Consider the following 13,282-nt stretch of genomic DNA (forward strand, 5'->3'; position numbering starts at 1 on the left):
TCAGCTCCCCTTGAACATGTTCGGGAATTCGCGCTCGACTTCGGCGCGCGTGGCGGTCGTGAGCGGCCGCGAGGGCTTCGGCGGGATCGGCGCCGCGTAGCCGAAGGATCCGCCGAGCTTCAGCCGGTCGTGGTTCGGGAGCACGGCCTTCACCTCGGCCTCGCGCTGCGCGTCGACCGCCATGCCCATACCCGCCGGGCGGGCGTCGTAGCCGAGGAGCGGGCCACGGACGGCCCGACGCACGATGCGGCGCGTCGCGGCCGGCAGAGCGTCGGCAGCCATGCGCTTGGTAGGGTTCAGGTCCTCGGCCTTGTCGATCACGTCGTCCAGCATGTCGGTGACGGTCGCGAAGTCGCCTTCCGAAAGCTTGCTCGACAGGAAGGTGAGAATGCCGTTGATCTTGCTTTCGTCGATCGGTGCGCTGTCGTGCGCGATCTTCACCGTGCCGGGTGCGCCGACCGTGTAGGCCTTGCTGCACTTCGTCATCGAGGCGCAAAACTTCATGGGACTATCGGGCATCAGCCTCTCCTTCAGTTGCCTGGCGGGTTCCAGGGGACGAAGTTGGACAGCGGCACGTCGGAGGGCTTCTCCGTGGGTGCGTGCAGCTCGATCACGCCGCCGTCCGCCGGATTGCCGGTGACAGCCGAGGCCGGCGCCCAGGACGCAGACATCAGGTTCACCGGCTGGACGATGGCGAAGTACCGCTGATCATTGGCAATGCCGGTGTAGGCCGCAGCAGGCCAACGGCGGCACGGGCGGCCGTCAATAGTGAGAGCTGCTGCGCTGTATAAAGCCACACGATAGGCCATCGCCGTTCCTTTACTGTCAAAGTCTAGCTATTGTCGGGCAAGGCCGCGTTGCCGCGCCGGATCGTGTACGTGAACGACCGGCGGTAGGCGCCCGTGTCGATCAGCGGCTTAGTGCCCGTCCTGCCGCGACGGAGGCGGGCTTTGATGGTCCGCTCGGCGAGGGGCGCGAATGCCCCGTCCGTGATCTGCTGCTGGACAGCCGCCACCGCCATGAGCCCGACCGCGTGAAGGGCCTTCTCCGGCGCATCCAGGTCGCCCAGGAACGCGGCCTTGGCAGCCTTGAGCAGCCGTTCGGCGGCCTGATCGCGGATGCTCTCCACGCCCGGCACGAGGTGCGGACGCTCCGGGAGGTTCTTCTCAGGCTGGCCGTGCTCGAAGAGGTAGCCGAGCACGGCGTTGCTGATCGGGGCCTCGCCCTTCTCGCCGGGATGCATGCTGTCACCGGGGATGCCGACCAGGGCGCGGCTGTTCAACTCGCGCATGACCGCACGGGAGAACGGGTCCATCCGCTTCGTCGGCTTGCGATGGATGATGGTCCTCATCGGCATCAGCGCAGGCTCCCGTAGCGGTTGCGGGAGCGCGGGCCAGGGAGCTTGGACATCGCCAGAAGCTCAGGCGTGATCACGAGGGGCTTGGCCACGCTCGCCACGTGGACGATGGCGCCAGCCGCGGCGTTCGCCACGTCGTCGTGGGCGCCCTTCACCTGCGGGTGGTCGATGATGTCCCGGCCCGTGCCGCGGGTGGTGCGGCGCTCCAGGGAGACGATCTGCGCCTCAAGCTTCGGCGCCTCGATCAGCCGGGCGCGCTCCGAGTTCAGGATGGGCAGGAAGGCCGCGTAGATCTCGGTCTTGGACTTCTCGGACGTGGCATAGGTGATGCCGTGCTTGGCGAACTGCTCCCGCGGCCACTCGCCGGCATAGCGGTCGCCCGTGACCTTCGTGACGCCGTAGGCCTTCAGGGTCTCCGCGAACCGCTCCACCACCACAGCCGGTGAGGTGCCGACGGTCTCCTCGCGAACCGCGTCGAGGAAGATCAGGTCCTGCTCCCGGTGCGCGATGCCCAGGGTCATGCTGTCGGCGCCGCCGCCGGCCGGGTCCACGAAGGCGACGTAGCGGGTGCCCTGGACCGGCGGGCGCTCGCGGACACCCACGTCCATGCACGCCTGCACGGCCTCCAGGCTGATGAAGGCCTCGACGTCCTTGCGGAACTCGGCGCCGTACTCGGCCGAGGCCGCGGCCGGGTCGCGGGTGTAGGCCCGCTTCACCACCGCCGGGTCCAGGCTCGGGTTCATGGTCTGCGAGGGCGCCCGCAGCACCAGCACCGCCGGATCGCCGTTCGGCCCGAAATCCCGCTGGTGAGTGCGGTACAGCTCGCCTTTGCGGGCATACGGGCTCGACAGCACGCACAGCGGGCCGCCCGTCGTCGCCAACCCCGGCCGCACCGCGTCGAGGATTAGCGTGTCCGGGTTAGCGCTGTTCTCCAGGTGCCAGAAGGCCACCTCGTCGGCCAAGCAACCCGCCAAGGTCTCGCCGCGGATCGTCTTGTAGTTCGCCGGCCGGACCTCGATGTCGACGCCGGACAGCAACCGTATGGTGTCCGAGGTCGGATCCCCGTCGACCATGTCCTGCATCTCGGCCGAGTGCTCGAAGACGCCCAGCATGTACGAGAAGATCTTGGCCGCCTGGACCGTCGTCGAGGCCATGATGGGGAGCTTGATCCGCTCGCCCGGGGCCTGGACGCCGCTGTAGTCCACCAGCCCGGCCAGGTAGGCGCCCAGCACGGAGAAGGCGCGGGACTTGCCGCCGCGGCGGCCCACGATGCCCCACAGCTCGTCTACGGGGCGCTCAGGCTCACGCTCGCGGCCGGTCAGAGCAGTGAAGATCGCCCGCTCGTCGTCGGTCAGCGCCTCGCCCCTGGAGGCGATCAGGATGGCGCGCCAAGGAGCCCAGGTGTCGCCCGGCAGGATCTCCGCGAAGATGGCGGGATCGGCCAGGGCCTCACGCATGGTGCAGAGGGGTCGGCAGGCCAAGTTCATGCCGGGCGCCTCGCATAGCGCTCACGGACGCCAGGGCGCTCGGGAGGGGTCGGAGGGCCCATGCGGCGGGCCTGTCGGTCCATCCGGTCCCCGATCTGCCCCAGGGCCTCCAGGTCGACGTTCTGGCCGGCAGCCATGGCCGCGTGCAGCTTGGCCAGCTCGACAGCGAGGCCGGCATAGGCACGGGCCGCCTCGCGCTGGGTGACCGACATGGCCGCCTTGCCGCCCCGCTCGGCTTCCACCTCGTCCAGCACGGACTTGTAGTGCCGCGCCGCCTCGGTGCTGCCCGGCACGGTCACGAGGAACGGTCGGCTGCCGTTGGCGAGCGCCGAGCGCTGCTTGGGCGAACGAGTAGTGGCAGGTTGAGCTTGGAACGACATTTGGCCGACCGCTTGTGGTTCAGCCTATATAGTTGATTTGCTTCGATTTGTCCAGATTTCCCAAGTATTGGCCGCAGTAGTTCGCCGCTGTTCGCTGGCGTTCGTTCGCTTGGGCGCTGATCGTAACGACGACCCCGACTTGAGGCCGAATTGTTCTGCCGAAGACGCCGCCGTGAAGGCTGGTTCGGGCTTAAGATCGCCCCTGATCGTGGGTTGAGATGTGGGTAGCGGTCCAGGGCGGAACCCAAGGCGTTGGCATGCCCTGTTTTTCCGCGCCGCTTAGCGGAGGGCATGTCCGCCATCAGCCCTCGGCGATAAGCGCCAGAAATTTTCTCAGCAGCAGGGCCCGCGCGCTGCCGTGTTCAACGCTGTGGTCTGGGACCTGTCGCACATCGAGCAGCCCGAAAGACCGGAGAGATGCGGACGCCAGCCGGCGGGTAGCCGCGCGGTATCTTGATACCGTCGCCTGGCCAGCTTGTGGGCTTCAATTTGCGCTCGCCAGCCACCTGCGGACGAAGCGGACGAAGCGGACGAACGTCCACAAAATCCACGCCCACATGCGGACGAAGCGGACGCGGACACTAGAAGTGTCCGCTCCGTCCGCGTGGGTGTCCGATCAGTCCGCATCGTCGTGCGCCAGCCAGAGATAGTCGAAGCCGGCATGATCTCGGGCGCCAATGAGACCCTTCTCCAGCGCCTGCTTCCTGGCCCGGTTGTAGGCGTTGCGCTTGGCGTCAGACCGCTGCCGCTCCGTATCTCCGTCCGCTGGGTAGGCGGCACAGAATTCGGTTCGCACGGCCTTATCAGTCACCGCCAAGACCTCCGGACCTTCACCGCCATAGGGCCGGATGCGCGTTCCCTTGTCCTTCTCGGCCAGGGTGTTCAGCAGCGCGTTGCGGAACACCTTCAAAGAAGTAGGCCATCTATCCTTCGGCGCGGCGGCTGCGTCCCCTGCGGTCCGGTCGGCCTGCCAGTTCACCACGCATGTCGTGACCGGCTCTCCCCATTGGTCCTCGCCGATCTGCACCACGTCCAGGCTGTAGGGCGTTTCCTGCCCGGTCCGAGCGCCCCGGACTTTTCGCACGGCCATTCGCGTGTTGGAGATGTTGCCGGCCTCGTCCCGGCTGGCGAGGGCCGCCAGCACCGTGTCGGCAGCCGCCTCCTTGGCCGAGGAACCTCGGGTGCCAGTCTCGACGGCCTTACCGAAGTGGTCGACGCCCAGCACGAACGCCCCCGTGTGGTGGCTCAAGCGCTCCAGCGCATTCATCACCTTCTGGGTCTCGGCGGCGCTGTTCTCGTCATCGAACCCGGCGCCGGCCGCGACGGTGTCCACGATGATGAGAGCCAGTGGCAGGTCGTAGCGCTCGCGCAGCTCGCGCACCGCGGCATCGGCCGTGAGCGCCAGCGTGTCGGTCGCATCCCGGTCGACCAGCCGAGGGCACTCCTCGATCCAGGCGAATGGTAGATCGTCGGGATCAACCAGACGCTCTCCGGCGGCAGCCTGCGCCATCGCCGTGCCGGCCACCTTGCCCGCGACGAGGCCTTTCAGACGGATCGGGATCTCGAAGGCCCCCTCCGGTGCGATGAACAGCACGCCGCCACGACGCATAACCTGCCGGCCAGCGAAGGGCTCGCCGGTCATCACACATCCCGACAGGTCCAGGGCGATGAAAGTCTTGGCCGAGCCCCATTGGCCGGACAGCAGGCCCTTGCCGGTCTGAGCGATGAGGTCACGCACCAGCCACGCCCGGTCGGCATTCGGATCCGCGTCACGGTGCCAGCGCAGCGGGATGGGCTTGGGGGCTGCCTTCTCCTGTTGCGGCTCGTTCTCATCCCAGGCCTGTTGATCACCGCCAGAGCTTTTCGTGCGGCCGCGGTCGCGCGGTGGCTCCGCCTTGTCCCAGCACCGTTCGATCTCAGCTCGAAGTCGTCTCTCGTACTTCTCCGCGATGCCGCGAGGATGCGCGGTCATCAGCGCCTCGATCCGGTCCACGGACCAGCCGTAGTCCTTCAACCAGCAAACCGCATGGTGAAAGGCGGCGCTTCGGTCCGCGCCGGCTGGAGGTCCGAACCGTACAAGGTCATCAAGATCGCGCGGCAGGTCCCAGTCGCCGTCATAGATCCTGGACTTGGCACCGGCAGCCGCGCGCTCGCTGGTGGTTCCTCGGCGCTCTTCCTGCTCCGCCTTCCGCCGTGCTTCACGCTCGGCCTCCTTCTCGGCGCGCTTGGCCTGGTCCAGCTCGGCGACGGTGACGTCTATCACTGCGTCGAGCGGGGCCAAGGTCTCCGGAGCATCCGGAAGGGCGTCGCCCGTGATGGTGATGAACCGCTCGGCGTCGCGGAAGGTCTCGATCGAACCCTCAGCCGTCATGGGCACCCGCTGTTTGCGATGCACCTTCGGACCTGCCACCATGCCCAGGATGCGGATGCCCTCGCCGGAGGGGGTGACCTCGGCATAGCTGCGGGCGCGGTCCAGGAGCTTGAGACCCCACGGCGCGATCTCGTGCGTCTCCCGGTCTCTGCAATGATCGAGGTCGAAGGCCCCGACGGTGCCGCCATGCAGGGCGTAGCCGATACCATCGGCGCGCCCAGCCGCGACCGCAGCCGCCGCCGTGTCGTGGTCCGTCCAGGTTCGGGGGTCCGTGCTCGAACCCTTCGCATCTGGCCGATCAGCCCGGTAGGGCACCTTCGTGAGGCGCCCCTTCTCGGTCGTCTCCCAGCGCCACACCAGCCAGCGGCGTTCGGCAACGAGCGGCGCCAGAGCAGCCGGCAGGCCGCTCGAAGGCGGCACCCCGGGAGTGGATGCAGATGAGGTGTGAAGGCCCGCCGTCATCGCGCACCTCCATGGTTTCGCAGGGCGCGCTTGCGGTTGATCGCGAGCAGCCGGAAGTCGGCGTAGGCGTCGGTGTCGAGCCACGGACCGGGAGAGACCTGGCACCGCTCCGCCATCACCGTGTACAAAGGCTTGGTCATGCTCACGACGGTGATGAGGCCGGGATAGGTCTCCCCGGGCCGGAAGGTCAGATCCCCAGGGCGCGTCGGGCGCACCCGGTACCGGCGCCGGCTGTTGTCCAGCGCCCAGAGGAAATCATCGTGCTGAAGGAGGTGGCGCGCGATCATAGTGCGCCTCCCCGCAGGAGGGCCCGCGCCTCGGCAGGACCCGTGACGAAGCCGAGGAAGCATCCGCGGCTATCGAAAACGAAGGGGCGGCCGTTGGCGATATGCCGGTGAGGTGCTATATCGGAGAGGTCGGTCTGCCGAGCGACATCTTCCGAGGGACGTGAGCGCCTGGCCGCGCTCCGTCCCTCAACTGTTTTCAGGGCCATCGTGCTACGCGGCCTCCATCATCAGGGACGCGACATAGGCACGGACGCTGTCGTCCGTGACGCGGCTGGCGGCGCCGATCTTGACCACCTTCAGCTTGCCCTGGCCGATCAGCCGGTAGAGCGTGGTATGGCCGATGCCGAGGATGTCCTGAACATCCTTGGGGCGGTGCAAAAGCTTTCCCGTTGACGCGCGCAGGTCTACCTGCGGCGCCTGCACATGCTGCAGAGCCATGACTGATCTTCCTTAGCGCGCCGCTGGTGTTCCAGCGACTATGCTGAGTTCTGGTGAGTGTAGGCTGTACTGTCGAGCATCGCGTCGGAAAGGGTTTGAAAGCCTTCGGAAAGCTTTCAAGAATTTTCCGAATTTGTCGCCAGTTCGGCTTCGTTGATCCAGTTCTGGATGGATCGCACAGTCACTCCAGGCTTGCCCGCCTTGGCGCGCTCGGCATTCACGGCGTCGCGGATTACTTCGGCGGCCTTATAGGGGTTCCGAAGGTCTACTCCCGCCGCCGCGCAATGCCGCTTAACCATCTCAATGCGGCCTGCCTTTTCCTTGCTCAGCTTCGGTTGTCGAGCCGCTCTAGCAATGTTTGCTTGCTTCCGAAGCGTCTCCTGCACAGCGCTATCCGTCAGGCGCAGATACTTCGACGTCATGAAGACGCCCGAGAGCACGTTCGTTATATTTTCAATTGTGCATTCTTCAAAAAACGATGGCTTTTCCTCATCTATGATCTTGGACAAAAGTCTAAGCAAATTAGATTTGTTGTTTTTGAGTATTCTGAGACCGTTCTCAAGCTCTGTTCTGTCAGGCGACTGAAGTGATGAATTTTCCAGGGCGTCCAATCCAGCAAGCTCAATGCTATAGATAAGCTCGGTCAACTGCCGCTTGTAGGCAGCATAGAAGCTCCCGTTCGCCGCCTCTACGGTTGATCCGGCGTCCTGGAGTTCGTCCTCGCTTGTCATTCTGTTCCCCGGCAGAACGTCGCCCAGGCATCCATCAGCTCGCGCCGCTTCGCGAATAGGTCTCCGCGTCGGTAGGCTGCCTCAACCTTGTTCTCGATGGTGTGAGCCAGAGCCATCTCCCGAACCTCGTACGGGAACGACGTAGTCTCTGCTGCCCAATCGCTGAAGCTCGAACGAAAGCCGTGTGCGGTGATGTCGTCCTGGCCCATGCGTCGGAGCAGCATCAACATCGCCATGTTGGAGAGCGGCCTACCAGCACGGTTTCCGGGGAACACGTAGATATCGTCCAGCCCCTGCATCTCGGCCAGCAGGGCGAGAGCGGGGGCCGACAACGGCACCTTGTGTTCGACCTCAGCCTTCATCCGCTCGGCCGGTAAGGTCCAAACCCCGGCCTGCATGTCGATCTCGGACCAGAGAGCGCCTAGCGCTTCGCCGGTGCGCGCCGCCGTCAGGATCGTGAAAGCCATGAGCTTCGAGGCAACGCCCGAATGCTCGCCGACCTTCTTCATGAAGGCGGGCACTTCGGCGAAGGGGAGGGCGGGGTGGTGCTCGACCTTCCGGACCTTCGACCGCTTCGGCAGCAGATTGGACAGGTGTCCCTTCCACCGCGCCGGGTTCTCGCCCGACCGATAGGTGTTGGTCTTCGCCCAATCCAGAATGGCCTCGATCCGGCCACGCACGCGTGACGCCGTCTCGGGCTTTTCGGTCCAGATTGGCTGCAGGACCTGCATGACGAGGGCGGTGTCGACCGCCTGGACCGGTAGCTCACCGATGATCGGGTACGCGTAGGCCTCCAGCGTGGCGGACCACTGCGCCACGTGCTTCCCGTTGCGCCAGCCGGCCTTGTGAGCCTCGACGTAGCCTTCGGCGCAGGTGCGGAAGGTGACTGCCTTCGCTGCCTCTACGGCCGCTTCCTGGCGCCGCTCGCGCCGCATCTCGATGGGGTCGATGCCCTCGTAGCAGAGCTTCCGGCAGGCCTGGGCCTTGTCACGCGCCTCGGCAAGCGAGAAGGTGTTGACCGGGCCGAGCCCCATTTCTCGGGACTTGCCCTTCAGGGTGTACCGGAAGATCCAGCTCTTCCCGCCTTTGCCGGTGACCTGAAGCCAGAGGCCGTTGCCGTCCCCGTACATGCCGGGGGTCTTCAGCTTTGCGACGCCGATGGCGGTGAGCTTCCCCGACATGGTATCCGTACCCACGGTGCTACCCACACCGTAATCGCGGATTTGGGCGTACGCAAGCGAACGAGGGCGAACGCCGTGTGACGGAAAATACCGATTTTCCAGCGACTTGCCGGAGGATGGCGAACGGCTACGGAAGGGTAGTTGGCGGACCCCCTCTCCGCCAGTCTCTCTTTCAAAGCGCTCGAGGACCGGCGTCCTCCCGCTGTACTGGCGCCCGTCCGTGACCTCTGTGGAGCCCGCAGGCCGCGATCAGAAGCTGTACCCGACGCGCAACCGCATCTGATGGCGGTCGAAGCTCGACAGGTCGAGCGGCCCGGGCTCGCCCGTCGCCCGCCCGGCGACCTGGAAGCTCCAGGTGAACGAGGCCCAGGCCTGGGGTGACAGGGTCGTGTAGGCGGTCGGCCCGAGATACACGGCCTCGCCCGCGAACCTATCGAGCGCCAGACCGTCGTAGGTCCGGGCATAGCGTGCCTCGCCGCCGAGGAAGAGGCCGGGCCGGACGCAGTAGGCCAGTGCCCCCGCCACCTCGATCCCCGAACCGCGCACGGGCGCGTCCATCGCGGTCAGCCGCGTCGTCGAGAGCGCGAAGCCGACATTGACGGCGGCGATCAGCTTGCCGGGAATGATCTCGCGGTCGGCCAGCAGGCCGATCTCGGTGCCGAAGCTGCGCGCCGGCACGCCCGACCCGCCGTCGACGGTTCCGTAGCCCGGCACGATGTTGAGGGTCAGACCGAAGGCGGCCGCCCGGCGGTCCAGCAGGCGCAGCCGGGTCTCGAGGAAGCCGCCGTTGAAACCGCCCGTGGTCCGGGTCGGGGTGCCGGGCGCACCGATGTCGTAGGCGTTGAAGGTGACGCCCGGAGCCAAGCGGAAATCGTGGGTCAGCGGCACCTTCAGGGCCAGGGAGCTGTCCACGGTCAGGAAGCGGGCGACGCGCCGGCCGAGGCGCCCGCTCGTCTCCCATTCCAGCTCCGCCTCTCCGGGAACGCCGAGGTCGCTGCCCTCGGTGAAGCCGAACAGATGCTCGCTGTCGAGGTCGCCCGGCGTCAGGTTCTCGGCGGCGGTGGGCAGGCTCTGGGCCCGCGCCGGGGCCGCGGTGAGCGCGAGCGCCGCGGCGAGGCCGCACAGGACCGATCCCGGAGCCGAGCGTCGACGCGGAGTGCCGGTGTGCGTCATAGCCCTGACCCATCATTATAGCTGATGCTATATCTAATAGGGTTGGCGATGCCAGGCCGTCAACGGTCGGGCGTGCCGTATGGGCGGGTCGACGAAGGTCCGGCCGCGGATCCGGCGCGGCGCGCGCCGGAGGAAGCGGCGGCGCGCGGCGGCCGCGGCGCCGGTCGTGGGCCGGTCGGGCGTGAGCCGTATCCGCGCTCCGGCTCACGCGGGACCGGTCTCGGGGGCTGTCCCGGGCGCGGGCGGGGCGGCGACCGGCCCGGGCTGCCGCCCGCGCGCGCGGCGCTCCTCGAGGCGCTGCAGGATCACGTAGAAGGACGGGACGAACAGCACCGCCAGGCAGGTCGAGGCGAGCATGCCGCTGAACACCGTGATGCCGATGGACTTGCGCGCCGCGGCCCCGGCCCCGGAGGCGGTGACGAGGGGCAGGACGCCGAGGATGAAGGCGAATGAGGTCATCAGGATCGGGCGGAAGCGCAGTCGCGCCGCCTCCACGGCGGCGGCCGCGATGTCGAGGCCGGACTGCCGCTTCTCGCGGGCGACCTCGACGATCAGGATGGCGTTCTTGCTCGCCAGCGCGATCAGCAGGATCAGGCCGATCTGCGTGTAGAGGTTGTTGGCGACGCCGAGCAGCAGCAGCGCCCCGACCGTGCCCAGCAGCGCCAGCGGCACGCCGAGCAGGACCGCCAGCGGCAGGATCCAGCTCTCGTACTGGCCGGCCAGGACCAGGTAGACGAGGAGGATGGCGAGCCCGAACACGAGGTAGATCTGCGCGCCGACCGCCTTCTCCTGGTACGACATCGCCGTCCAGTCGTAGCCCGTGCCCGGCGGCAGCACCTTCGCGGCGATCTGCTGCATCAGGTCCAGCGCCTGCCCGGAGCTGAAGCCCGGTGCCGCCCCGCCGACGATCGTCGCCGTCGGGTAGAGATTGTACAGGCTGATCAGGGACGGGCCCTGCACGGTTCTGATCTCCACGACGGTGCCGAGGGGTACCATCACGCCGTTGCCGGCGCGCACCTTCAGGTTCTCGACGTCCTCGGGACGGAGCCGGTAATCGGGCGCGGCCTGCACGTAGACTTGGAAGGTTCGGCCGAACTTGTTGAACTGCGTGACGTAGGACGAGCCCACGTAGCTCGAGAGCGTCGAGAAGACCTGACCGACCGTCACGCCGAGGGCCTCGGCCTTGACCCGGTCCACCGCGATCGCGATCTGCGGCACGCCGGCCCGGAACGAGGTGTTGAGCTTCCGCAGCCCGGATTGCGCGTTCCCGTCGGCGACGATCGTCCGGGCGAGGCTCTCCAGCAGCGGGTAGTCGAAGTCGCCGTTGCGCAGCTCGATCTGCATGGTGAAGCCGCTGGCGTTGCCGATGCCCTGGATCGGCGGCGGGATCAGCACGAAGGTGTCGGCGTCCTCGACGCCCGCCAGCATCGTGTTGAAGCGCTCGTAGAGGCTGCGCAGATCCTGGCCCTTCTCCCCGGCGCGGGCGTCCCAGTTCTTGAGAACCACGTAGGCGACGCCGGCATTGGGCAGGGTGGCGTTCGAGTCGAGGACCGAGATGCCGCTGATCGAGAGGACGTTGTCGACGCCCGGCGTCGCCTTCGCCTGGGCGCTGATCCGCTGCATCACGGCGTCGGTGCGCTCCTTCGAGGCCCCGTCCGGCAGCTGCGCGCCGATCAGGACGTAGCCCTGATCCTCGGTGGGCAGGAAGGCGGTGGGCAGGCGGGTGAGCCCCCATCCGGCGAGACCGATCAGCAGGAGTGCCGCGGCGACCATCAGGCCGCTGCGCCGGACCATGCTGGCGATCAGCCGGGCGTACCCGTTCTCCAGGACGCCGTAGACGCGGTTGAAGCCGCGGTAGAACACGTTCCGCTTCTCCGGCGGCACCGGCTTGCGCAGCCACAGGGCGCACTGGGTCGGCTTCAGGGTGGCGGCGTTGATCGCGCTGATCAGCGCGGTCGCGGCGATCACCAGGGCGAACTGCTTGTAGAGTTGCCCGGTCAGGCCGGGGAGGAACGCGGCCGGCACGAACACCGACATGAGCACCAGGGTGATGCCGATGATCGGGCCGAACAGCTCCTCCATCGCCTTCTCGGCCGCCGCCCGCGGCGAGAGGCCCGCGTCGATGTGGTGGGACACCCCCTCGACGATCACGATGGCGTCGTCCACCACGATGCCGATGGCCAGCACGATGGCGAACAGCGTCGAGAGGTTCACGCTGAAGCCCATCGCCGCCATGGCCGCGAAGGCGCCGATGATGGTCACCGGCACCGTCGTCGCCGGCACCAGCATGGCGCGCCAGTCCTGGACGAAGACCAGGATGACGATCAGGACCAGCACGGCCGCCTCGAACAGCGTCCTGTAGACCTCGTGGATCGAGGCCTGCACGAACTCCGTCGTGTCGAACGGGATGGCGTAGACGAGGCCCGACGGGAAGGTCTTCGCGAGCTCGGCCATCCGGGCGCGGACCGCGTTCGCCACCGTCAGCGCGTTCGCCTCGGGCAGCTGGTAGATGCCGATGCCGGCGGCGGGCTGCCCGTTCAGCGTGAAGGACTGGCTGTAGGTCTGCGCGCCGAGCTCGACCCGGCCGACGTCGCGCAGGCGGGTGATGCGGCCCCCGTCCTGCGCGTCCGCCTTGATGACGATGTTCTCGAAGTCCGGGGCGTTGTTGAGCCGCCCGTTGACGTTGAGGGTGTACTGGAAGTCCTGTCCGGCCGGGACCGGCGGCATCCCGACGGCGCCCGCGGTGACCTCCTGGCTCTGCTGCTGCACGATGTTGATGATGGCGTCGGGGGTGAGGCCGCGGGCCTGGACGAGGTCGGGGTCGAGCCAGATCCGCATCGCGTACTGGCCCGCGCCGAACACCGTGACGTTGCCGACGCCGGGCAGCCGGGCCAGCTCGTTCTGCACGTTGATGACGCCGTAATTCGACAGGAACAGGCTGTCGAACTTCCCGTCGCTGGCCGACAGTGTCACGAATTGCAGGACCGCGGTGGATTTCTTCTGGGTCGTGACGCCCTGAACCTGGACCGCCTGCGGCAGCGACGACATCGCGATCGCGACCCGGTTCTGCACCAGCACCTGGGCTTGGTCGCCGTCCGTCCCGATCGCGAAGGTGACCGTGAGCGTGTAGGTGCCGTCGCTCGCGCTGGTCGACTGCATGTAGAGCATGCCCTCGACGCCGTTGACCTGCTGCTCGATCGGTAGCGCCACCGTGTCGACCACCGTGCGGGCGCTCGCGCCCGGATAGCGGGTGGTGACCTGGACCGTCGGCGGCACGACGTTGGGATACTGGGACACCGGCAGGTTGAGCAGCGACACCGCGCCGATCAGCACCATGACCAGGGCCAGCACGTTGGCCAGGACCGGCCGCTCGATGAAGAAGCGCGAGATCATGCCGTTGGCCCTCGGTGCCGGC

Annotated in this window: 12 protein-coding genes; all 12 read right to left on the reverse strand. The window is 67.3% G+C overall.

The features are described from left to right. A complete protein-coding gene (locus J3A75_RS30410; RefSeq protein WP_209650872.1) occupies positions 1-519 on the reverse strand; it encodes a hypothetical protein in 519 nt (172 codons plus the stop codon). An 11-nt stretch (positions 520-530) separates the two neighbouring features. Beyond that, entirely contained in the window at positions 531-809 is a 279-nt protein-coding gene (locus tag J3A75_RS30415; protein WP_209650873.1) for a hypothetical protein, read from the reverse strand. A 23-nt stretch (positions 810-832) separates the two neighbouring features. After that, positions 833-1,357, reverse strand: a complete 525-nt coding sequence (locus J3A75_RS30420) for a hypothetical protein (RefSeq protein ID WP_209650874.1) — start codon at positions 1,355-1,357, stop codon at positions 833-835. Beyond that, on the reverse strand, positions 1,357-2,814 hold the full coding sequence (locus tag J3A75_RS30425; protein ID WP_209650875.1) for a hypothetical protein: 1,458 nt from the start codon (positions 2,812-2,814) through the stop codon (positions 1,357-1,359). Before J3A75_RS30425 ends, J3A75_RS30420 begins: the two co-directional genes overlap by 1 nt. A 26-nt stretch (positions 2,815-2,840) precedes the next feature. Then, entirely contained in the window at positions 2,841-3,224 is a 384-nt protein-coding gene (locus J3A75_RS30430; RefSeq protein WP_209650876.1) for a hypothetical protein, read from the reverse strand. Positions 3,225-3,840: 616 nt separating this feature from the next. Next, the gene (locus J3A75_RS36730; protein WP_245364385.1) at positions 3,841-6,057 is read right to left on the reverse strand and encodes an AAA family ATPase; all 2,217 of its coding nucleotides are present in this window, start codon (positions 6,055-6,057) and stop codon (positions 3,841-3,843) included. Further along, positions 6,054-6,344, reverse strand: a complete 291-nt coding sequence (locus tag J3A75_RS30440; RefSeq protein ID WP_209650877.1) for a hypothetical protein — start codon at positions 6,342-6,344, stop codon at positions 6,054-6,056. The genes J3A75_RS36730 and J3A75_RS30440 overlap by 4 nt, the downstream gene beginning before the upstream one ends. Before the next feature lie 210 nt (positions 6,345-6,554). Next, positions 6,555-6,782: an AlpA family transcriptional regulator gene (locus J3A75_RS30445; protein ID WP_209650878.1), complete on the reverse strand. Its 228-nt coding sequence runs from the start codon at positions 6,780-6,782 to the stop codon at positions 6,555-6,557. Between the two features lie 116 nt (positions 6,783-6,898). Further along, the gene (locus tag J3A75_RS30450) at positions 6,899-7,513 is read right to left on the reverse strand and encodes a hypothetical protein (protein WP_209650879.1); all 615 of its coding nucleotides are present in this window, start codon (positions 7,511-7,513) and stop codon (positions 6,899-6,901) included. Further along, a complete protein-coding gene (locus tag J3A75_RS30455; RefSeq protein WP_209650880.1) occupies positions 7,510-8,694 on the reverse strand; it encodes a tyrosine-type recombinase/integrase in 1,185 nt (394 codons plus the stop codon). Before J3A75_RS30455 ends, J3A75_RS30450 begins: the two co-directional genes overlap by 4 nt. Before the next feature lie 249 nt (positions 8,695-8,943). After that, positions 8,944-9,867: a hypothetical protein gene (locus J3A75_RS30460; protein WP_071000207.1), complete on the reverse strand. Its 924-nt coding sequence runs from the start codon at positions 9,865-9,867 to the stop codon at positions 8,944-8,946. 204 nt (positions 9,868-10,071) lie between these two features. Continuing rightward, positions 10,072-13,260, reverse strand: a complete 3,189-nt coding sequence (locus J3A75_RS30465) for an efflux RND transporter permease subunit (protein ID WP_071000208.1) — start codon at positions 13,258-13,260, stop codon at positions 10,072-10,074. Between the last annotated feature and the right edge of the window lie 22 nt (positions 13,261-13,282).

It is taken from the genome of Methylobacterium sp. PvP105 (assembly GCF_017876975.1).
GTDB classification, from domain to species: Bacteria; Pseudomonadota; Alphaproteobacteria; order Rhizobiales; family Beijerinckiaceae; genus Methylobacterium; species Methylobacterium radiotolerans.

Coding starts and splice junctions, on each gene's coding strand:
- J3A75_RS36730 (WP_245364385.1), bottom strand. CDS start 6,057: ATGACGGCGGGCCTTCACACCTCATCTGCATCCACTCCCGGGGTGCCG.
- J3A75_RS30445 (WP_209650878.1), bottom strand. CDS start 6,782: ATGGCTCTGCAGCATGTGCAGGCGCCGCAGGTAGACCTGCGCGCGTCA.
- J3A75_RS30460 (WP_071000207.1), bottom strand. CDS start 9,867: ATGACGCACACCGGCACTCCGCGTCGACGCTCGGCTCCGGGATCGGTC.
- J3A75_RS30425 (WP_209650875.1), bottom strand. CDS start 2,814: ATGCGTGAGGCCCTGGCCGATCCCGCCATCTTCGCGGAGATCCTGCCG.
- J3A75_RS30440 (WP_209650877.1), bottom strand. CDS start 6,344: ATGATCGCGCGCCACCTCCTTCAGCACGATGATTTCCTCTGGGCGCTG.
- J3A75_RS30410 (WP_209650872.1), bottom strand. CDS start 519: ATGCCCGATAGTCCCATGAAGTTTTGCGCCTCGATGACGAAGTGCAGC.
- J3A75_RS30450 (WP_209650879.1), bottom strand. CDS start 7,513: ATGACAAGCGAGGACGAACTCCAGGACGCCGGATCAACCGTAGAGGCG.
- J3A75_RS30465 (WP_071000208.1), bottom strand. CDS start 13,260: ATGATCTCGCGCTTCTTCATCGAGCGGCCGGTCCTGGCCAACGTGCTG.
- J3A75_RS30415 (WP_209650873.1), bottom strand. CDS start 809: ATGGCCTATCGTGTGGCTTTATACAGCGCAGCAGCTCTCACTATTGAC.
- J3A75_RS30455 (WP_209650880.1), bottom strand. CDS start 8,694: ATGTCGGGGAAGCTCACCGCCATCGGCGTCGCAAAGCTGAAGACCCCC.
- J3A75_RS30430 (WP_209650876.1), bottom strand. CDS start 3,224: ATGTCGTTCCAAGCTCAACCTGCCACTACTCGTTCGCCCAAGCAGCGC.
- J3A75_RS30420 (WP_209650874.1), bottom strand. CDS start 1,357: ATGCCGATGAGGACCATCATCCATCGCAAGCCGACGAAGCGGATGGAC.